The organism is Caulobacter sp. AP07 (genome assembly GCF_000281955.1).
Lineage (GTDB): Bacteria > Pseudomonadota > Alphaproteobacteria > Caulobacterales > Caulobacteraceae > Caulobacter.
Map to the genome: position 1 here is coordinate 1 of NZ_AKKF01000297.1, position 18262 is coordinate 18262.

General features: G+C 68.9%; 19 protein-coding genes, 1 tRNA gene and 1 pseudogene. 11 read left to right on the forward strand and 10 right to left on the reverse strand.

What is annotated here, in order from left to right; all coding sequences use genetic code 11:
- Positions 1-459, reverse strand: a pseudogene (locus PMI01_RS24540) (two-component sensor histidine kinase); the annotation flags it as partial.
- Positions 460-597: 138 nt separating this feature from the next.
- On the opposite strand from PMI01_RS24540, the gene PMI01_RS24545 reads away from it, so the two are divergent.
- The gene (locus tag PMI01_RS24545) at positions 598-1011 is read left to right on the forward strand and encodes a metallopeptidase family protein (protein WP_007675992.1); all 414 of its coding nucleotides are present in this window, start codon (positions 598-600) and stop codon (positions 1009-1011) included.
- Entirely contained in the window at positions 1008-1412 is a 405-nt protein-coding gene (locus PMI01_RS24550) for an SWIM zinc finger family protein (protein WP_007675993.1), read from the forward strand. The genes PMI01_RS24545 and PMI01_RS24550 overlap by 4 nt, the downstream gene beginning before the upstream one ends.
- A 15-nt stretch (positions 1413-1427) precedes the next feature.
- On the opposite strand, the gene PMI01_RS24555 is transcribed toward PMI01_RS24550, so the two are convergent.
- Positions 1428-1937, reverse strand: coding sequence for a GNAT family N-acetyltransferase (locus PMI01_RS24555; protein WP_035038344.1), 510 nt, complete (start codon positions 1935-1937; stop codon positions 1428-1430).
- Positions 1938-2074: 137 nt separating this feature from the next.
- Entirely contained in the window at positions 2075-4039 is a 1965-nt protein-coding gene (locus PMI01_RS24560) for a transglycosylase domain-containing protein (protein WP_007675995.1), read from the reverse strand.
- A gap of 330 nt (positions 4040-4369) precedes the next feature.
- On the opposite strand from PMI01_RS24560, the gene recQ reads away from it, so the two are divergent.
- Together recQ and PMI01_RS24570 are read left to right on the forward strand one after the other, a co-directional pair.
- Complete coding sequence (gene recQ, locus PMI01_RS24565; RefSeq protein WP_035038347.1) at positions 4370-6187, forward strand: DNA helicase RecQ; 1818 nt, start codon at positions 4370-4372, stop codon at positions 6185-6187.
- A 77-nt stretch (positions 6188-6264) separates the two neighbouring features.
- Positions 6265-6549: a hypothetical protein gene (locus tag PMI01_RS24570; RefSeq protein ID WP_007675997.1), complete on the forward strand. Its 285-nt coding sequence runs from the start codon at positions 6265-6267 to the stop codon at positions 6547-6549.
- Here the strand turns inward: PMI01_RS24570 and mmcB are convergent.
- From mmcB to PMI01_RS24585, 3 genes are all read right to left on the reverse strand, one after another.
- The gene (gene mmcB / locus PMI01_RS24575) at positions 6546-7004 is read right to left on the reverse strand and encodes a DNA repair putative endonuclease MmcB (RefSeq protein ID WP_007676000.1); all 459 of its coding nucleotides are present in this window, start codon (positions 7002-7004) and stop codon (positions 6546-6548) included. The two genes, PMI01_RS24570 and mmcB, sit on opposite strands and share 4 nt — an antisense overlap.
- Positions 7005-7075: 71 nt before the next feature.
- Positions 7076-7609 (reverse strand): lipocalin family protein, encoded by a 534-nt coding sequence (locus PMI01_RS24580; protein WP_007676002.1) that lies wholly within the window; start codon positions 7607-7609, stop codon positions 7076-7078.
- A gap of 87 nt (positions 7610-7696) precedes the next feature.
- Entirely contained in the window at positions 7697-8821 is a 1125-nt protein-coding gene (locus PMI01_RS24585) for a ferritin-like domain-containing protein (protein WP_007676003.1), read from the reverse strand.
- Between the two features lie 150 nt (positions 8822-8971).
- On the opposite strand from PMI01_RS24585, the gene PMI01_RS24590 reads away from it, so the two are divergent.
- Positions 8972-9682 carry an NAD-dependent deacylase gene (locus PMI01_RS24590; protein ID WP_007676005.1) on the forward strand — a complete coding sequence of 237 codons (711 nt, stop codon included), beginning with the start codon at positions 8972-8974 and terminating at the stop codon, positions 9680-9682.
- A 34-nt stretch (positions 9683-9716) separates the two neighbouring features.
- Here the strand turns inward: PMI01_RS24590 and PMI01_RS24595 are convergent, their stop codons facing one another.
- Positions 9717-10541, reverse strand: a complete 825-nt coding sequence (locus PMI01_RS24595) for a helix-turn-helix domain-containing protein (RefSeq protein WP_007676007.1) — start codon at positions 10539-10541, stop codon at positions 9717-9719.
- A 123-nt stretch (positions 10542-10664) separates the two neighbouring features.
- On the opposite strand from PMI01_RS24595, the gene PMI01_RS24600 reads away from it, so the two are divergent.
- Entirely contained in the window at positions 10665-11636 is a 972-nt protein-coding gene (locus PMI01_RS24600; protein WP_007676009.1) for an alpha/beta fold hydrolase, read from the forward strand.
- Positions 11637-11731: 95 nt separating this feature from the next.
- On the opposite strand, the gene PMI01_RS24605 is transcribed toward PMI01_RS24600, so the two are convergent.
- The 3 genes from PMI01_RS24605 to PMI01_RS24615 all read right to left on the reverse strand — a co-directional run bounded on the left by PMI01_RS24605 (position 11732) and on the right by PMI01_RS24615 (position 13206).
- Positions 11732-12301 carry a hypothetical protein gene (locus tag PMI01_RS24605; protein WP_007676013.1) on the reverse strand — a complete coding sequence of 190 codons (570 nt, stop codon included), beginning with the start codon at positions 12299-12301 and terminating at the stop codon, positions 11732-11734.
- Positions 12302-12472: 171 nt separating this feature from the next.
- Positions 12473-12548, reverse strand: a tRNA-Ala gene (locus PMI01_RS24610).
- Between the two features lie 187 nt (positions 12549-12735).
- Positions 12736-13206 carry a TIGR02300 family protein gene (locus PMI01_RS24615; protein ID WP_007676026.1) on the reverse strand — a complete coding sequence of 157 codons (471 nt, stop codon included), beginning with the start codon at positions 13204-13206 and terminating at the stop codon, positions 12736-12738.
- A 115-nt stretch (positions 13207-13321) separates the two neighbouring features.
- On the opposite strand from PMI01_RS24615, the gene aroA reads away from it, so the two are divergent.
- From aroA to mscL, 5 genes are all read left to right on the forward strand, one after another.
- Positions 13322-14665 carry a 3-phosphoshikimate 1-carboxyvinyltransferase gene (gene aroA / locus PMI01_RS24620; protein WP_007676029.1) on the forward strand — a complete coding sequence of 448 codons (1344 nt, stop codon included), beginning with the start codon at positions 13322-13324 and terminating at the stop codon, positions 14663-14665.
- A gap of 2 nt (positions 14666-14667) precedes the next feature.
- Entirely contained in the window at positions 14668-15318 is a 651-nt protein-coding gene (cmk, locus tag PMI01_RS24625; RefSeq protein ID WP_007676032.1) for a (d)CMP kinase, read from the forward strand.
- A gap of 131 nt (positions 15319-15449) precedes the next feature.
- Positions 15450-17162: a 30S ribosomal protein S1 gene (gene rpsA, locus PMI01_RS24630; RefSeq protein WP_007676038.1), complete on the forward strand. Its 1713-nt coding sequence runs from the start codon at positions 15450-15452 to the stop codon at positions 17160-17162.
- A 224-nt stretch (positions 17163-17386) separates the two neighbouring features.
- A complete protein-coding gene (locus tag PMI01_RS24635; protein ID WP_007676040.1) occupies positions 17387-17671 on the forward strand; it encodes an integration host factor subunit beta in 285 nt (94 codons plus the stop codon).
- A gap of 78 nt (positions 17672-17749) precedes the next feature.
- Complete coding sequence (mscL, locus tag PMI01_RS24640) at positions 17750-18163, forward strand: large-conductance mechanosensitive channel protein MscL (RefSeq protein ID WP_007676042.1); 414 nt, start codon at positions 17750-17752, stop codon at positions 18161-18163.
- Positions 18164-18262: the final 99 nt, after the last annotated feature.

The window sequence follows — 18262 nt, forward strand, 5'->3', positions numbered from 1 at the left end:
GGCGGCCGCCGCGGCCAGCCGCAGCCAGGCCAGGGCCCCGCCCGCGCGGCCTTCGACCACGACGCCGCCCTTGGGTCCCCACGCCTCGAAGGCGCAGGCCTCGCCGCGCTCGAACAGGGCGGTCAGCTTGTGGGCGTGGTCGGGGTCGGCCGCGCCCAGGGCGTCGACCACGCTCTGGGCGTCGGCCGGCGCGCCGAGGATGCCGGCGCAGGCGGTCAGGGCCTCCTCGCCGGACACCAGCCGCGCCGCGCCGTGTTCGACGGCGACGACCACGATGTCGAAGGCCTCGGCCGAAGCCTGGGCGGTCAGGGCGCCGTGCTCCAGCCCTTCCAGGCGGGCGCGCAGGTGGGAAAGCTGGCTCTCGAACCGTCGCCGCTGGGCCATGGCCCAAAGGGTGGCGCACAGGGCCAGGCAGACCGCGCCGGCCGTGGCGGCCAGGATCAGATCGGGCGAGGTCATCAGGCTTGTCGTTCGCCTCTAGGGGGAATTTCGAATCAGAGTCCCAGATTAGGGCCCGCGTGACCAGAGCGCGATGAGCTGTGCTGTCGCGGGCCTGCGTGGGCTGGCGTCCGGCGGCAATCGGCCTATGTACGGGCCATGACCTGGACCGACAAAAACGCCCCTTCGCTCGCCCCGTCCCTGGATGATTTCGCCGCCCTGGCGCGGCAGGCCTTCGACGCCCTGCCCGGGGATTTCCGCCGCCAGGCCGGCGACGTGGTGTTCCGCGTCGACGACTTCGCGTCGGAGGAGGTGCTGGACGACCTGGGCATCGAGGACCCGTTCGAGCTGACGGGCCTCTACCAGGGCGTCGACCTGGGCCGGCGTTCGGTCCTCGACCCCTCGCCGCAGCCCTCGATGGTGTTCCTCTATCGCCGGCCGATCCTCGACGAATGGTGCGAACGCGGCGACGTTTCGCTGGGCGAACTGATCGCCCACGTGCTGGTCCACGAGATCGGCCACCATTTCGGACTGTCGGACGACGACATCCACCGCATCGAGGACGAGGCATGAGCCTGTTTGACACCGACTCCTGGCGCGAACGCATGGACGGCCGCTGGTTCGACAGCGGCGTCCAGCTGGCCGAGGCCGGCGCGGTCGACCTGGTGGCGATCGAGGACGACAGCGTCACCGCCCAGGTGAAGGGCGGGGAGCTCTATGTGGTCACCCTGCGCGCCCCGGACGGCGAGGGGGCCTGCACCTGCCCCGGTTTCGAGAAGTTCGGGGCCTGCAAGCATCAGGCGGCGGTCGTCGTGGCGGCCAACCTGCTGGACGCCACGGGCCGCCAGTACGTCCAGGGGCGGCTGGCCAGGCTGCGCGACGGCCTGGCGCTGGAAAGCCGCGAAGCGCTGATCGAGCGGCTGGTCGACCTGGCCAAGCGCGATCCGAAGGTGCTGGCGGGTCTGGAGAGCTGAGCGCTTCCAACGGTCCTAGGCGGTGAGCGGCCGCGCCAGGTAGGTCACCGTCTTGCTGCCGCCGTGAATCTCGCCCGTGCCGACTTCCACGAAGCCGAGCTCGGCGTGGAAGGCGTCCGATGCGGGGTTGGGCGGGATGGCGTTGACCTCGCAGACCACCCGCGCGTGCCCGGCGCGCAGGGCCTGCTCGAACAGGTCGAGATACAGCCGCCGCGCGTGGCCGCGCCCGCGGGCGTGGGCGGCGACGACGATGCGGTCGACATAGACGAAGCGCGGGTAGCGGGCGCGGAACCACAGGAAGTTCGGGCTGTCGTAGTCGGCGTCCTGGTCGAACGCCAGGAGCAGGGCGTCGGCCTCGCCGATCCGCTTGGCCAGGAAGGCTTCGGCCACCAGATGCGCCAGCCGATCCGGCTCCAGCCAGGACAATTCCATCGCGTGGGCGTTGTTCAGCGCCAGCAGGGCGTCGCTCAGGGGGACTGACCCGGTGAGGTCGATCAGGGCGTCGGACGCGGGGTGATCATTCATGCTGGTCTCCAGGTCGGTGGCCGTGAACGCCCACCGCCGCGCCATGCCTCCTAAAAGGGGACGTGAAATCGATGCCTAGCGAGGGACTGCCGGCGCGGTCCTGACCCCTCTCCCAAAGGGGGAGGGAGGGCCTGGCCTCAGTAAGGCAACTGCTCCGGCGCCGGCGTCCCGGGAGCCGGCGTTTCGGCCGCCGGGCCTTCCGGCGTCGCCGGCGGGTTCAGCAGGTCGCCGATCGGATCGTCGGTCACCGGGGCCGGGGGCTCGATCACGCCGCCGGGGATCGGGGTGGCCTTCAGGCGCGGCAGGGCCGCGGCCATGAAGGTCTTCCAGATCTCGGCCGGGGCGCCGCCGCCGGTGACCTTCCTCATCGAGGTGTTGTCGTCCTTGCCGGTCCACACCGCGGCGACGAAGCCGCCGGTGTAGCCGACGAACCAGGCGTCGCGGTAATCGCTGGTGGTGCCGGTCTTGCCGGCGATGTCATAGCCGGCGACCTTGGCGCGGGCCCCGGTGCCGGCCGCCACGACCTGGCGCATCATCTGGTTCATGTACTGCAGCGAGGGCGTACCGATCACCGCCGGCCGCGGGGCGTTGTCGACGCTGTGGTCGTAGAGGACCTTGCCGCTGGTGGTGCGGATGCGCTCGATGCCGTAGCCCTTGGCCAGGAAGCCGCCGTTGGCGAACGGGGCGTAGGCCTGGGCCATCTCCATGGGCGAGACCTCGACGGCGCCCAGGGCCATGGACGGGTCCAGCTGGATCTTGCTGGTGATGCCCAGGCGGCGGGCGGTGGCGGCGACGTTGCTGGTGCCGACCTCGTTGGCCAGGCGGGCGGCGACCGTGTTGATCGACTGGGCCAGGGCGGTCTGCAGGGTCATCTGACCCAGATACTTGTTGGTGTAGTTCTTGGGCTCCCACGTGCCGATCTTCACCGGCTCGTCATTGACGACGACGCTGGGATTGCGGCCCTGGTCCATGGCGGTCAGGTAGACGAACGGCTTGAAGGCCGAGCCGGCCTGGCGGCGGGCGCTGGTGGCGCGGTCGAACTGGCTCTCGCCATAGTCGGCGCCGCCGACATAGGCCCGGATGCGGCCTTCGCCGTCGATGGCCACCAGGGCCGCCTGCTGCACGCCCTGGCCCTTGTGGCCCTCGACGCCGACCTGCACCGAACGCTCGGCCGCGACCTGGATCGGCAGGTCGAGCGTCGTCTCGACCACCAGGTCCTCGGTCGGCTCGCCGACCAGCGAGCGCACCTGGGCGTCGACATAGTCGGTGAAATACTGGGCCCGCTGGTTGGCCAGGGTGGCCGAGACCCGCACGGGCTCCTTGAAGGCCTCGTCGCGCTGCTCGGCGGTGATGGCCTTCATCCGCACCATCTCGTCGAGCACGATGGTGGCGCGGCGGGCGGCGCGGTCGCTGGCCGAGACCGGCGAATAGCGGGACGGGGCCTTCATCAGGCCGGCCAGCAGGGCCGCTTCGCCGACCGTCAGCTGCGAGGCGGGCTTGTTGAAATAGCGCTGCGAGGCGGCCTCGATGCCGTAGGCTCCCGCCCCGAAATAGACCCGGTTCATGTAGAGGGCCAGGATCTGCTTCTTGCTGAACTTCAACTCCAGCCAGACGGCCAGGATCAGCTCCTGGGCCTTGCGGCGGTAGTTCTGGGCCGGGCTGAGGAACAGGTTCTTGGCCAGCTGCTGGGTGATGGTCGAGCCCCCGCGCTGGGGCCCGCCGCTGTGGCTGACGTTCCAGATCAGCGAGCGGGCGATGCCCCACGGGTTGAAGCCGATGTGGTGGTAGAACTGCCGGTCCTCGATGGCCACGAAGGCGGCCGGCACATATTCTGGCAGGGCGTCCAGATCGACGGGCGGCGCGTACTGGCTGCCGCGCACGGCCAGCAGGGCGCCCGAGCGGTCCAGATAGTTGATCGAGGGCTGGCGCTTGACGTCGTACAGCTTGGAGGTGTCGGGCAGGTCGCTGGCGAACACCGCGAAGAAGGCGACGATGAAGATCAGGCCCCAGACGCCGAGCACGATCGCCCAGTAGAGCAGCGCCTGCAGAGGCGTGCGTTGCGGCTTCGCCGGCCTGTTCCCGCCGAAGGTTCCGTTCGCCATGTCGTCCTGTTCCCGAAGGGCGCGGGTGTCCGGGGTCGCGCCAGAATCCGTTTAACCGAAGCTCACAAAACGCGCGACAAGATTGACGAGGTATGAACGCCCGCCCGCTTGCCTTGCGCCCTAGAGATGTTCATGGTTCGTTTCAATCCTGGATCGTCGACCGACCCAGGGTCGAACCCACCGTTGCAGAGCCGTTGAAGCCGATGTGCGCCTTTGAGCGGAATTCCGAGGCCATTACGTGGCGCCGCGCTTGGCCTGGGGCCCGCGCGCTGTCAAAACACGCCCGTGTACGCTCAGCCTGATTCAACCCTCACCCGGCCGCCGCCCTCGATCGAGGCGGCGCGCGAGGTGCTGCGCCGCACCTTCGGCCATTCGGACTTCCGTGGCCTGCAGGCCGGGGTGATCACCGAACTGCTGGAGGGACGCAGCGCCCTGGCCGTGCTGCCGACCGGCGGTGGCAAGAGCCTGTGCTACCAGATTCCCGCCCTGGTCCGGCCGGGCCTGGGGCTGGTGGTCTCGCCGCTGATCGCCCTGATGGCCGACCAGGTGGCCGGGCTGCAGCAGGCCGGCGTCGCCGCCGAGCGGCTGGACTCAAACACCCTGCCCGACGAGCGGGCCGAGATCTGGCGGCGGATCGACGCCGGCAAGCTGGACCTGCTGTACCTGTCGCCCGAAGGCCTGATGCAGCCGTCGATGCTGGAGCGGCTGTCGCGCCTGCCCCTGTCGCTGGTCGCCGTCGACGAGGCCCACTGCGTCAGCCAGTGGGGCCACGACTTCCGCCCCGAATACCGGATGCTGGGCCGCCTGGCCGAGGTGTTCCCCCACGCCCCGCGCCTGGCCGTCACCGCCACCGCCGACGCCCGCACCCGCGACGACATCCGCGCCGAGTTGCGCCTGCAGGGCGCGGCCGAGTTCGTCGACAGCTTCGCCCGCCACGAGCTGGCCCTGAACGCCGAGCGCAAGAAGGGCAAGGGCCACGACCGGGTCATCGAACTGGTCACCGAGCGTCCGAACCGGGCCGGGGTGGTCTATGCCGGTAGCCGCGACTCCACCGAGAAGCTGGCCGAAAAGCTGATCGCCCAGGGCATTCCCGCGCTCGCCTACCACGCCGGCCTCGACAAGAATTTGCGGGCCCGGCGGCTGGAGGAGTTCCTCGAGGCCGAGGAGGCGGTGATGGTGGCGACCATCGCCTTCGGCATGGGCGTCGACAAGCCCGACGTCCGCTTCGTGATCCACGCCGACCCGCCGGCCGCCATCGAGGCCTATTGGCAGGAGATCGGCCGGGCCGGTCGCGACCGCCAGCCGGCCGAGGGCATCACCCTCTACAGCTCGGCCGACCTGGCCTGGGCGGTGCGGCGGATCGACGGGCAGAACGCGCCCGACGAGGTCAAGGCCGTGCAGCTGCGTAAGCTGCGGCAGTTCTACGCCATGCTGGAGGGCGTCACCTGCCGCGCCGCCGCCGTCCGCCGCTATTTCGGCGAGGAGGGGGTCGAGCGCTGCGGGGTCTGCGACATCTGCGTCTCGCCGCCGACCGGCGTCGACGCCACCCAGGCCGCCCAGAAGGCGTTGTCGGCCGCCCACCGCATGGGCGGGCGGTTCGGGCGCGGCCGGCTGATCGACCACCTGCTGGGCAAGACCAAGGACGTCACCCAGGCCGAGGCCCAGATGTCGACCTTCGGCATCGGCAAGGAGTTCGGTCCGCAGGGCTGGCGCGACCTGCTCGACACCCTGGTGTTCGAAGGCCTGCTGCGGGAAGACCCCAACGACGGCCGGCCGCTGATCGGCCTGGGCGACGGCGAGGGCGTGCGTCAGGTCTATCGCGGCGAGCGGCTGGTGTCCCTGCGCCAGCAGCCCGAGACCAGCGACGGCCCCGGCCGCTCCGGGGCCGGCAAGACGGCTCGCAAGCGCCAGGCCCTGACCGTGCCGCTCGAGGACCAGGCGCTGTTCGAGGCCTTGCGCGCCTGGCGACGCGAGGAAGCCGCCAGCCAGCATGTGCCGCCCTATGTGATCTTCCACGACGCCACCCTGGCCGAGATCGCCGCCGCCCGTCCGGCCGCCCTGGCCGCCCTGGCCAAGGCCGGCGGCGTGGGCCAGGGCAAGCTCGACCGCTACGGCGAGGCGGTGCTCAAGGTGGTGCGCGACAACTAGGCTGTTGCGCGCGGCCCGAAACGTTTTGGCGCGCGGCGTGTTACGTTCACTGGCCCAATTATCCCCACGGATTTCGCATGACCGACTTCACGATCAAGAGCCCAGCCCCCAAGTCGACCGCCAAGGCCGGCGCCAAGCGCGCCAAGGCCGCCGTGGAGAAGGCCGTGGAGACCGTCACCGAGAAGGCCCATGTCGCCGCCGAGTTCGTCGGCGAGAAGGCCGAGGTCGGCAAGGCCTGGACGGCCGAGAAAGCCCAGGTCGCCCATCAGCAGGCCGAGGAGCACCCCGTCGCCCTGGCGGTCGGGACCTTCGTCGCCGGCCTGGTGTTCGGCTTCCTGCTGGCCCGCAACTTCGACCGTTAAAGCGACAGCCGCTCGGCGATGACGCCGGCGGCCCGCAAGGCTCCCATCCGGGCGAAGGCCAGGGTGAGCGCCTTGCGACGGGCCGGGGCCAGCGGCGCGACCGGCGCCTCGCGCACCACCGCCCCGCCGAAGCCGTCGGCGACGATCAGGCCGGGCTCGTCGGGCAGGACGCCTTCGGGAAACTGCGGCGCGACCGCGAAATAGAAGGCGTCGCAGTACGGCGCGTATTCCGGCCACTTGCGGTCGATGCGGAAATCCTCCAGCCCCGACTTGACCTCCACGATCAGCACGTCGCCCTTCGGCCCCAGCGCCATCAGGTCGGCGCGCCGGCCGTTGGGCAGGGTCACCTCGGCCAGGGGCGCGTAGCCCAGCGACACCAAGAACCGCGCGGCGCCGCGCGTCACCAGATCGGTGGTCTCGGGCCGCGAGGGCCGAAGGTCGATGACGACGTCCATGCCGGAACCTTGTTCCAGCTTTGTTCGGGGATCAAGGGGGCAGTCGCCGCGTCGCGCCGGCCCCGGCCGCCTCAGGCCGGCGGCTGTTGCGGGAACTCGAGCTTGGCGTAGCCCAGCGCCTTGACCCGGGCCAGGGCCGCGGCCTTGGCGGCCGGGCTCATCACCGCCTGGCGCGACAGCAGCCAGACGAAGTTGCCGCCGGGCGTGGCCATGATCGCCCAGGACTGGTCGTCGGCCCGGTCGAGCACCCAGTATTCCTGCTTTTTCAGCCCGCCCAGGAAGCTCATCCTGAACTTGGCGTTCTGGGTCCCGGCGACGATCTGACCGGTGGTGTTGAAGGTCTTCGCCGCGCCGCTGGCCGAACCCTTGCGGCAGATCTGCACGACGGAGAAGCCGCTGGCTCCCTTGTCAGTGAACTGGGTGGTCGCGGCCTCGCAGTCGCGCTGGCCGGAATTGGGCGTGCGGGCGATCTCGTACCACTTGCCGCTGTAGAAGGTGGCGGCGACGGGCTTGGACGGCGGCTGGGCGGCCGCCAGGGCCTGGGTGGCGACCAGGGTCCCCGCGAGAAGAATGGGGGCGACGATGATGGAAGAGAAAATGCGCATACGACCACCTTGCCTCACAAGCCGCCACAAACGCAAAGCGCCCCGCCGAAGTTCCCGGCGGGGCGCTCGAAGCCTTGGACGACCGTCCTATTCGGCGGCGATGGTCACCGGGGCGACACGGTCCTTGAAGTTGATGGCCTGCAGGTGGCGGATGCCCTCCTCGGCGATGTCGTCGCCGACCATGCGGTCGCCCTCGCCGCGCAGCTCCTCGATGTCGACGTACATCGCGTAGAAGGCCTTGGTGCGCTCGGTGATGATGCCGGCGTTGAGCAGAGTCTTGACCAGCACCCGGAAGATGTTGGTCTGCTCCTTCATGTTCTCCCGACGCAGGTCGTCGGTCATGATCTTCCCGTACTCCTCGACCACCTTGTCGGGATCCAGGCCGAACTCGGCGTAGAGGTCGAGCTGCTGGTGCGGGGAGACCAGGTTGAACAGCAGGGTCTGGAAGCAGTGCGCCGCCCAGTCCTCGATGATCGCGTGCTCCTCGGGGGTCAGCTTGGGCACCGTGCGGTCGGCCCAGATCTTCCCGAACTTGTGGTGGAAGGCCTCGTCGGTCATCACCAGCTGCAGCATCTTCTTGCCCAGCGGGTCGTTGATCTGGGTGTAGAAGGTGGCGAAGGCGCCCATGGCCAGGCCCTCGACCAGCATCTGCATGCCGATGATCTTCTTGTAGACCTCGGGCGCGCCGATGATCTCGACCAGCAGGGTCTTCAGGGCCGGGCCGCACTCGACGGGCTTGCCCCAGCGGGCCTTGATGTACTTGGCGAAGGCCGTGACGTGGCGGGCCTCTTCGCGGGTCTGGTTGGCGGCGTATTCCTGGGCGCCCTGGTCCTTGAGCACGTGGCACAGGCTGGCCGACAGGTTCAGCGCGCCCTGCTCGCCGTGCAGGATCGACGAGAAGCTGCGCAGCACCGACTGGTTGATGAAGCGGATGCGCTGCTTGGGATCGCTGAGGTGGTTCGACACGTAGTCGGTCGACAGGGCGATCACCAGTTCCTCGGGAACCAGCGCCTGATTCTCCATGTCGAACGGCTCGTCATAGTCGATATAGGCCTTGTCCAGCGGGTCCCAGAAGTGGTCGTGGGTCGCCGAGATGATCTTGTCGAAGGCGGTCGAGCGGTTGTTGTAGCGGTCGAGCTCGAGCATCGCCTCGAAGTCGTCGGGCGCCACCGCGTCGTACATGGCGTCCTTGGTGATGTTCTTGTCCGTCACGATGGGCTCCTGCCTAATGGGGACGAGCCTGGCCGTCTGCGCGGCCTGGGGCTCAGGTGAACACTGTCCACTCAAATTTCGCGGGCGGTCAAATTAAAAATGACGGGTGCGTCAAGTTCGTGAAGCCGCCCCGCGTCGGAAGAGGTCTCGATGGGTCTGAACATCTTCGTGCTGACCGGGGCGGGAATCTCCAGCGAGAGCGGCCTGGGCACGTTCCGCGACGCCAGCGGGATCTGGACCCGGTACGACCTGTCGGAGGTGGCGACGCCCGAGGGTTTCGCCCGCGACCCGGCCAAGGTGCGGGCCTTCTACAACGCCCGCCGCGCCAACCTGGCCAAGGCCGGACCCAACGCCGCCCACCAAGCCTTGGCGCGGCTGCGATGGGACCTGGCGGCGCGGGGCGGGCGGCTGTTCCTCTGCACCCAGAACGTCGACGACCTGCACGAGCAGGGCGGCGGCGCGGATGTCGTCCACATGCACGGCGAGCTGGCGGTGACCCGCTGCCACGGCTGCGGGGCGACTTGGCCCGACCGCGAGGCGTTGAGCGCGGAGACCATGTGCGCGGCCTGCGGAGCCGTCGGAACCGCCCGGCCGCACGTGGTGTGGTTCGGCGAGACGCCCCTGCGGATGGACGAGATCGAGGAGGCGCTGGAAGAGGCCGACCTGTTCGTGGCCATCGGCACCTCGGGTTCGGTCTATCCGGCCGCGGGCTTCGTGTCCCAGGCCCGGCGGTTGGGGATCAGGACGTGCGAGATCAATCTGGAGCCGTCGGACAACGCCCGGGCTTTCGACGAGCGGCGGTACGGACCGGCGACCGAGGTCGTGCCGGCGTGGGTGGACGAGGTGCTGAGGGACGGCTGACAGCGGCGTTGCCGGCCTCTCCCATCCGGGGTCGCTAACCCGCCGCCAGCTCCCGGCAGAACGCCGCCGTCTCCTCGTCGGCCGGGAACATGCACTCGACGCGGATTTCCTCCAGGGTGATGTCGCGCGAGGTCCCGAAGGTGGTCAGGGTCGAGAAGAAGCTCAGGCGCTGGTCGCCCTTGCGGAACACCACGGTCATCAGCGGCATGGGCGCGGCGCCCAGTTCGCGGTGCTCCCAGCGCGCCGGCACGTCCGGATAGGCCAGAACCTCGTCCAGCAGGGCGCGGGAGACCTTGTCGGAGGGGTGGGTGGCGACCTCGTGGTGCAGGTGGCGGATCAGGTCGCCGGCCACCTCCTCCCAGTTGTCGATGAACGGCCGCATGTCGGCCGGGTCGAACACCTGGCGCATGATGTTGGGATTGACCGCCTGGCCGTCGCGCAGCCAGTCGAACACCCGGGCCAGGCCGTCATTGGCCATCAGCACGTCCCAGTGCCGGTTGACGACGAAGGCCGGATACGGCGCCTGCTGGGCGAGGATGAACTCGATCGCCCGCCGCACCAGCGACATCTCCGGGGCCGACAGGGCGGTCTCGCGGTAGCCGGGGGCGAAGCCGGCCGCCACCAGCAGGGCGTTGCGGTCGCGCATCGGCATGTCCAGCGCCCCGGCCAGCAGAGCGATCAGCTCGCGGCTGGGCCGGGCCTTGCCGGTCTCCACGCAGCTGAGGTGGCGGGTCGAGACGCCGGCCTCCAGCGCCAGGTCCATCTGGCTCATCCGTCGCGCGCCGCGCCACTCGCGCAGCAGGTCGCCCAAGGGGTGCGCTGGAGCCGCGCGCGGCGGCGGGGAGGTCATCTGGTTCATGCGTCGATCTTAGCCGCGTCGCGCATGATCGCCATGACCTGTCAGGTCATGGCCGCCGTGATCGCGACCCCTTAGCCATGCCGTCCATCGGGGCCCTCCGCCCCATCCCCTGAGGATCGGACCATGCAAAGACGACAGTTCATCACGGCCGCCGCCGGTTTCCTGACCCTGGCGGCGGGCGGCCAGGCGGCGGCGCGCGGCGCCATGCCCCAGGCCGGCCAGGACGCCGCCGCGGCGCGCGCCTATCACTCCAACCGGCGCTATGTGGCGACGCCGTTCGGCGACATCGCCTATGTCGAGCGCGGGGCGGGCCCGGTGGCGCTGTTCCTGCACGGCTTCCCGCTCAACAGCTTCCAGTGGCGCGGGGCCCTGGAGTGGCTGTCGCCCTATCGCCGCTGCATCGCGCCGGACTCCATGGGCCTGGGCTTCACGCGGGTCGCGCCGGGCCAGGGCGTGACGCCGGCCGACCAGGTGGAGATGCTGGCCGCCTTCCTCGACAAGCTGGGGATCGCCACGGTCGACCTGGTGGCCAACGACAGCGGCGGGGCGGTGGCCCAGCTGTTCGTCCTGCGCTACCCGCAGCGGGTTCGCACCCTGCTGCTGACCAATTGCGACGTCGAGCCCGACAGCCCGCCGCCCGCCCTGGCCCCGGTGGTGGCCATGGCCCGCGAGGGGACCTATCCCGACCAGTGGCTGGTCCCGTGGTTCAACGACCACACGCTGGCCCGTTCGCCCCAGGGCTTCGGCGGCATGTGCTTTTCCGACCCGACCCAGCCGACCGACGCGGCGATCGAGATGTATTTCGGCCCGCTGATCGCCACCCCGGCCCGCAAGGCGCTGGTCAACGCCTACACCCTGGGCCTGGACCCCAACCCCCTGGCCGGGATCGAGTCGGCCCTGCGCCAGTGCCAGGTCCCGACCCGCATCGTCTGGGGCATGGCCGACGACATCTTCTCCAAGGACAGCCCGGACTATCTGGACGCCATCCTGCCCAATTCGCGCGGCGTGCGGCGGCTGCCCAAGGCCAAGCTGTTCTGGCCGGAGGAATATCCGGAGGTGGTGGCGGAGGAGGCGCGGAAACTGTGGGGCGTGTGAGAGGGCTGGGCTGGGGACACACACTCACTCCCAAACGTCGAGCGAACTGGTCGAGCGCGTGGGTGTGAGTGTGTGTCCCCGACGGTTCCCCCGCCCTACCGCTTCTTCGGCTTGGCCTTGGCCGCCGCCGGCAGGGACACGCCCAGCGGGGCGGTCGGGGGCTTGCAGCCCAGCTGCAGGCCCACGCCCTTGAGGTAGCCGCGCCGCACCGAGCCGGCCAGGAGCGCGTGACGCACTTCGTTGTCGTTCTTCTCGGCCCCGCTCAGCTTGCGCACCCACGAGCGCATCGGCATCAGGCCGTGGATCACGGTCTCGCCGATCTCGCTGGCCGACATGCCCGACTTCACCTGGGTCTCGGCGCTGTCGAGGTCGGGGGCAAGCTCGGCGTTCAGCGCATCGACGGCGTCGAACAGGGTCTTGCAGGTCAGGGGCGCGGGCAGGGCGTAGGTCGCGGCCCGGGCGTCGAGCAGGACCTGGGGAATCTTGTCCTTGACCACGCCGACGTCCTTGAGCGGCGACGTGGCCATCTTGCCGGCCGCCTCCTCGACCTTCTCGGTGGTCGTGGGCTCGGTCTGGGCCTGAGTCTGGGCTTGGGCGGCGCCGGCCGCCAGGCCCAGGAGGGCGATCGCCGAAAGGGTCGCCGCGGAAAAGGTCTTGGGTCGCATGAACAGCCTCCAAACGTGCAACGCACCTTGGGGAGCAAACCGCTCAACCGCGAGCAGAAATTTATCGGAAAGGTTGTTGGCGGGGGAAGCCCCTTCGGCGCCGCGCGCCACCTCCCCCGGGAGGGGAGGATAAAATGGAAACGGCCGCTCCCTTTAGGGAAGCGGCCGTTTTGGTGGAGCTAAGCGGAGTCGAACCGCTGACCTCTTGAATGCCATTCAAGCGCTCTACCAGCTGAGCTATAGCCCCAAGGTTCAAAGGTTTCCCGCTAGGGTTTCCCAAGAATTCCTGAGTGTCTCCGGCGGTTCCGAGTGGGTGGCCCCCGAAGAGGCGCGGAACCTATGCCGGGAGGATTTTTGGATCAACCCTCCCGGCGAACTTTTTTTGGATATTTTTCGAGATCGTTGTTCTCGAAAATTATCCCCAGGCCAACAGCCTAGCGATCGTCGTCGTCGGCGCCCGGCAGGCCTTCGATTTCGTCGTCGAGGACGTCTTCCTCGTCTTCGTCCTCGAGGAACGGAACGTCGTCGGCTTCGTCCTCGGCCAGGTCCTCGTCCTCGGCGAAATCAACGCCCAGGTCGTCGCCGCCCGGCGCCGGCGCGGTGGCCGGATCGGTGTCGTCCTCGGCGTCGACCACGTCGGCTTCCACCGCCTGGTCGATTTCCGGGGTCTCATCGACCTCGTCCTCGTAGCCGTCCGGCTCCTTCGGCGCGGCGGCGGGTTTTTCGTCCTCGGCGTCGTAGTCCGGCGTGACGGCCCGAGCGCGAACGCGGCGCGACTTCAGCGCCTCTTCAGGATCGAACGACTCGCCGCACTTCGGGCACAGGGCCGGGCGGCGGCCCAGGTCGTAGAATTTCGATTGGCAGTTGGGGCAAATTTGTTTTGCGCCCAATTCGGGATTGGCCAAGTTGGCGACCCTTTGATCCAGATGGGAAAAGCGGCCGGTCACTTGCCATGATGAGGGGCCGCTGTCAAAAGCAAACCCCTCGCGAAAAGCACATGACACGGAGGCCGGTGACGGCATGACGGCGGCTGGACTGAAGAGCACGCCCGGTGGGCCCCTCCGCGGAACCGTCCGCGCCCCCGGCGACAAGTCGATTTCGCACCGGTCGATGATCCTCGGCGCCCTGGCTTCGGGGACCACCACGGTCGAGGGTTTGCTGGAGGGCGCCGACGTCCTGGCGACCGCCCAGGCCATGCGGTCGTTCGGCGCGCGCGTCGAACAGGAGGGCCCCGGCCGCTGGCGGATCGAGGGCCAGGGCGGCTTCGTCGAGCCTTCCGACGTGGTCGATTGCGGCAATGCCGGCACCGGCGTGCGGCTGATCATGGGCGCGGCGGCGGGCTTTCCGCTCTGCGTCACCTTCACCGGCGACGGCAGCTTGCGCGGCCGCCCGATGGGCCGGGTGCTGGACCCGCTGGCCCGGATGGGCGCCACCTGGCTGGGCCGCGACAAGGGCCGGCTGCCGCTGACCCTGAAGGGCGGCAACCTGCGGGGCCTTTCGTACAAGCTGCCGATGGCCTCGGCCCAGGTGAAGTCGGCCGTGCTGCTGGCCGGCCTGCACGCCGAGGGCGGGGTCGAGGTGATCGAGCCCGAGGCCACCCGCGACCACACCGAACGCATGCTGCGGGCCTTCGGGGCCGAGGTGATCGTCGAGGACAAGACCCATGGGGGGAAGGTGGTGCGGCATATCCGCCTGCCGGCCGGCCAGAAGCTGGCCGGGACCCACGTGGCGGTGCCGGGCGACCCGTCGTCGGCGGCCTTCCCTCTGGTGGCCGGGCTGATCGTCCCGGGGTCGGAAGTGACGGTCGAGGGCGTGATGCTCAACGTCCTGCGCACCGGCCTGTTCACGACGCTGCAGGAGATGGGCGCCGACCTGACGATCTCGAACGTCCGCGAGAGCAGCGGCGAACAGGTCGGCGACATCACCGCCCGCCATTCCCCCGGGATGAAGGGCGTGGTGGTGCCGCCCGAGCGGGCTCCGGCGATGATCGACGAATATCCGATCCTGGCGGTGGCCGCGGCCTTCGCCGAGGGCTCGACCGTGATGCGCGGCATCGGCGAGATGCGGGTCAAGGAAAGCGACCGCATCGCCCTGACCGCGGCCGGCCTCAAGGCCTGCGGCGTCACCGTCGAGGAAGAACCCGAGGGCATGACGGTGATCGGCACGGCGCGTGGTAATCATCCGGTGCGCGGCGGCGGCCTGGTCCACACCCACGGCGACCACCGCATCGCCATGAGCCACCTGATCCTCGGCATGGCCGCCCAGCAGCCGGTCGAGATCGACGAGCCGGGCATGATCGCCACCAGCTTCCCCGGCTTCGCCGACATGATGCGCGGCCTGGGCGGCGACCTGGTCGAGGCTTAGCCATGGGTTTCATGATCGCCGTCGACGGGCCCGCCGCCTCGGGCAAGGGCACGATCGCTCACCGTCTGGGCGCGTTCTACGGCTATCCGGTGCTGGATTCGGGCCTGCTCTATCGCGGGGTCGGCGTCCGGCTGTCCGAGAGCGGCGGCGACCTGGACGACGTGGTCGCGGCCACGGCGGCCGCCCAGGCCCTGGAGCCCGCCGAGCTGGAACGTCCCAGCCTGCGCACCCGCGCGGCCGGCGAGCTGGCCAGCCGGGTCGCCGTGCACACGCCGGTCCGCCTGGCGCTGCGGGAATTCCAGCAGCGGTTCGCCGCCCAGGAGCCCGGCGCGGTGATCGACGGCCGCGACATCGGCACGGTCATCGCCCCCGACGCCCCGGCCAAGCTCTACATCGCCGCCTCCGCGCAAGTGCGCGCCGACCGCCGCTGGAAACAGCTGACCGGCCAGGGCGAGGCGGTGACCTACGAAGAAATCCTGGCCGACATCCTGCGTCGCGACGAGCGCGACGGCGGCCGCGCGGATTCGCCGATGACCCAGGCCCCCGACGCCGTCTTGCTTGATACGTCGGAAATGACTATAGAGCAGGCCTTCGATGCGGCCCGCCGCATTGTCGAGACGGCGCGCGCCCGGTCGGGAAACCTCCCGGGCTAATCCACCGCCCGCCTCGCCGCCGCTTAGGAAGCCGCGGACCGCAGAAAAACCCACATCACCCGGAATCCCGAGGACCGTCATCCGGCGGCGCTCATCGCAGGGCTTCCCTCAACACGAGACTAAACATCAGCATGGCTGACGATATGAGCTTCAACCCGACGCGCGACGATTTCGAAGCGCTGCTGAACGATTCCATGGGCGGCCGCGACTTCGCGGAAGGCACCGTCGTCAAGGGCATCGTTGTCGGGCTCGAGAAGGACTTCGCGATCATCGACGTCGGTCTGAAGACCGAAGGCCGCGTCCTGCAAAAGGAATTCGGCGTCGACGAAACCGGCAAGGCCACCATCAAGGTCGGCGACTCGGTCGAAGTCTTCCTGGAACGTCTGGAAAACGCCCTCGGCGAAGCGGTCATCAGCCGCGAAAAGGCCAAGCGCGAAGAAGCCTGGACCCGTCTGGAAGGCGTCTACGCCAAGAACGAACCCGTCATGGGCGCCATCGTCGGCCGCGTGAAGGGTGGCTTCACCGTCGACCTGGGCGGCGCCTCGGCGTTCCTGCCCGGCTCGCAGGTCGACATCCGCCCGGTGCGCGACGTCGGCCCGCTGATGGGCAAGGAACAGCCCTTCGCCATCCTCAAGATGGACCGTCCGCGCGGCAACATCGTCGTCTCGCGTCGCGCCATCCTGGAAGAAGCCCGCGCCGAGCAGCGCACCGAACTGGTGTCGCAGCTGCAAGAGGGTGAAATCCGCGAAGGCGTGGTCAAGAACATCACCGACTACGGTGCGTTCGTGGACCTGGGCGGCATCGACGGCCTGCTGCACGTGACCGACATGAGCTGGAAGCGCGTCAACCACCCGAGCCAAGTGCTCGCCGTGGGCGACACCGTGAAGGTCCAGATCGTCAAGATCAACCCGGACACCCAGCGCATCAGCCTCGGCATGAAGCAGCTGCAGTCCGATCCGTGGGACGGCGTGGAAGCGAAGTACCCGGTCGGCGCCAAGTTCACGGGCCGCATCACCAACATCACCGACTACGGCGCGTTCGTTGAACTGGAAGCCGGCGTCGAGGGTCTGGTGCACGTCTCGGAAATGTCCTGGACCAAGAAGAACGTCCACCCCGGCAAGATCGTCTCGACCTCGCAGGAAGTCGACGTGGTCGTGCTGGACGTCGATCCGTCCAAGCGCCGCGTGTCGCTGGGCCTGAAGCAGGCCCTGGCCAACCCGTGGGATTCGTTCCTCGAAACCCACCCGGTCGGCTCGACCGTCGAAGGCGAAGTCAAGAACGCGACCGAATTCGGTCTGTTCATCGGCCTCGACAACGACATCGACGGCATGGTGCACCTGTCGGACATCGACTGGAGCGCTTCGGGCGAAGAAGCCATGTCGCGCTACAAGAAGGGCGACATCGTCAAGGCCAAGGTCCTGGACGTCGACGTCGAGAAGGAACGCATCTCGCTGGGCATCAAGCAGCTGGGCGGCGATCCGATGTCGGGCGACACCTACCGCAAGAACCAGACCGTGACCGTCACGGTGACGGAAGTCACCACCGGCGGCATCGAAGTGCGCTTCGGTGAAGACGACGCCCTGATGACCGCGTTCATCCGCAAGTCGGACCTGTCGCGCGACCGTCAGGAACAGCGCCCCGAGCGCTTCGCCGTGGGTGACCGCGTCGACGCTCAGATCACCAACATCGACAAGGCGGCTCGCCGCGTCTCGATGTCGATCAAGTCGCTGGAAATGGCCGAAGAGAAGGAAGCCATCGAGCAGTTCGGCTCGTCGGACTCCGGCGCTTCGCTGGGCGACATCCTCGGCGCGGCCCTGCGCGAGCGGGCCACCCCGAAGGAATAGGCTTCCGCTCCTCCGGGAGACGGACCAAAACCAAGTCAGCGGCGGCCGGAGCGATCCGGCCGCCGTTTTCTTTTGCCGAACGCGGGTCGCCATCGGTCGCGGCCCCAACTTAAGCGCGCCGTTAACGCAAGCTTTCCCTTGAAGACTCAGGCTTGCTTGGGCAAAGGTCGCACCCGCGCCAGGCCCTCCCTCCCAAGGGCTGCTTTGGGGCGCCGGGGATATCGATGATCAAGTCCGAACTCATCGCCAGGCTCGCGAACGAGAATCCGCACCTGACCCAGAAAGACGTCGAGCGCGTGGTCGGCGTCATTCTCGAACGCATGATCGGTGCGCTCGAGGAAGGTGGTCGCGTGGAACTCCGCGGTTTCGGCGCCCTGTCCGTGCGTTCGCGTCCGGCCCGCGCGGGCCGCAATCCGCGCACCGGCGAGACCGTCGACGTGCGCGCCAAGCATGTGCCGTTCTTCAAGAGCGGCAAGGAATTGCGCGGCCGCCTGAACGCCGACGAGTAGCGCCGCGCCTGACCGCCCACCCTTGACGGTTGTGGGCGAACGCCCTCAGCTACCCGATCTCAACGTCAGGAGGCCGGGATGAGCATCGTCAAGGAATTCCGCGAGTTCATCGCCCGCGGCAACGTCATCGACCTGGCGGTCGGCGTCATCATCGGCGCGGCGTTCAACGGCATCGTCAAGAGCCTGGTCGACCAGGTGATCATGCCGCCGATCGGCCTGCTGATGGGCGGGCTCGACTTCTCCAAGCTGGAATGGGTGCTCAAGCCCGAAGACCCGGCGACGGCCGCGGTCGAGAAGGTGGCCGTCCAGTACGGCGCCTTCATCAACACCCTGATCCAGTTCCTGATCGTGGCCGTGGTGGTGTTCCTGCTGGTCAAGGTGGTCAACAAGATCCGCCGCGCCGACGAACCCGCGCCGGCCGGGCCGACGGCCGAAGAGACGCTGCTGACCGAAATCCGCGACCTGCTGGCCAAGCCGGCGGCCGAGGGCTGACAGATCAGGTCCTCCCCCTGTGGGGGAGGTGGCCGAAGGCCGGTGGGGGGAGTGTTGGGATCGTTGATCCTGCCCGCGGCCGAGGTCGTATCACTCCCC

Bases quoted from the DNA above. Each gene is read 5' to 3' on its own strand.
- PMI01_RS24545 (WP_007675992.1), top strand. From the start codon at position 598: ATGACCTGGACCGACAAAAACGCCCCTTCGCTCGCCCCGTCCCTGGAT.
- PMI01_RS24550 (WP_007675993.1), top strand. From the start codon at position 1,008: ATGAGCCTGTTTGACACCGACTCCTGGCGCGAACGCATGGACGGCCGC.
- PMI01_RS24555 (WP_035038344.1), bottom strand. From the start codon at position 1,937: ATGAATGATCACCCCGCGTCCGACGCCCTGATCGACCTCACCGGGTCA.
- PMI01_RS24560 (WP_007675995.1), bottom strand. From the start codon at position 4,039: ATGGCGAACGGAACCTTCGGCGGGAACAGGCCGGCGAAGCCGCAACGC.
- PMI01_RS24570 (WP_007675997.1), top strand. From the start codon at position 6,265: ATGACCGACTTCACGATCAAGAGCCCAGCCCCCAAGTCGACCGCCAAG.
- mmcB (WP_007676000.1), bottom strand. From the start codon at position 7,004: ATGGACGTCGTCATCGACCTTCGGCCCTCGCGGCCCGAGACCACCGAT.
- PMI01_RS24580 (WP_007676002.1), bottom strand. From the start codon at position 7,609: ATGCGCATTTTCTCTTCCATCATCGTCGCCCCCATTCTTCTCGCGGGG.
- PMI01_RS24590 (WP_007676005.1), top strand. From the start codon at position 8,972: ATGGGTCTGAACATCTTCGTGCTGACCGGGGCGGGAATCTCCAGCGAG.
- PMI01_RS24595 (WP_007676007.1), bottom strand. From the start codon at position 10,541: ATGAACCAGATGACCTCCCCGCCGCCGCGCGCGGCTCCAGCGCACCCC.
- PMI01_RS24600 (WP_007676009.1), top strand. From the start codon at position 10,665: ATGCAAAGACGACAGTTCATCACGGCCGCCGCCGGTTTCCTGACCCTG.
- PMI01_RS24605 (WP_007676013.1), bottom strand. From the start codon at position 12,301: ATGCGACCCAAGACCTTTTCCGCGGCGACCCTTTCGGCGATCGCCCTC.
- aroA (WP_007676029.1), top strand. From the start codon at position 13,322: ATGACGGCGGCTGGACTGAAGAGCACGCCCGGTGGGCCCCTCCGCGGA.
- cmk (WP_007676032.1), top strand. From the start codon at position 14,668: ATGGGTTTCATGATCGCCGTCGACGGGCCCGCCGCCTCGGGCAAGGGC.
- rpsA (WP_007676038.1), top strand. From the start codon at position 15,450: ATGGCTGACGATATGAGCTTCAACCCGACGCGCGACGATTTCGAAGCG.
- PMI01_RS24635 (WP_007676040.1), top strand. From the start codon at position 17,387: ATGATCAAGTCCGAACTCATCGCCAGGCTCGCGAACGAGAATCCGCAC.
- mscL (WP_007676042.1), top strand. From the start codon at position 17,750: ATGAGCATCGTCAAGGAATTCCGCGAGTTCATCGCCCGCGGCAACGTC.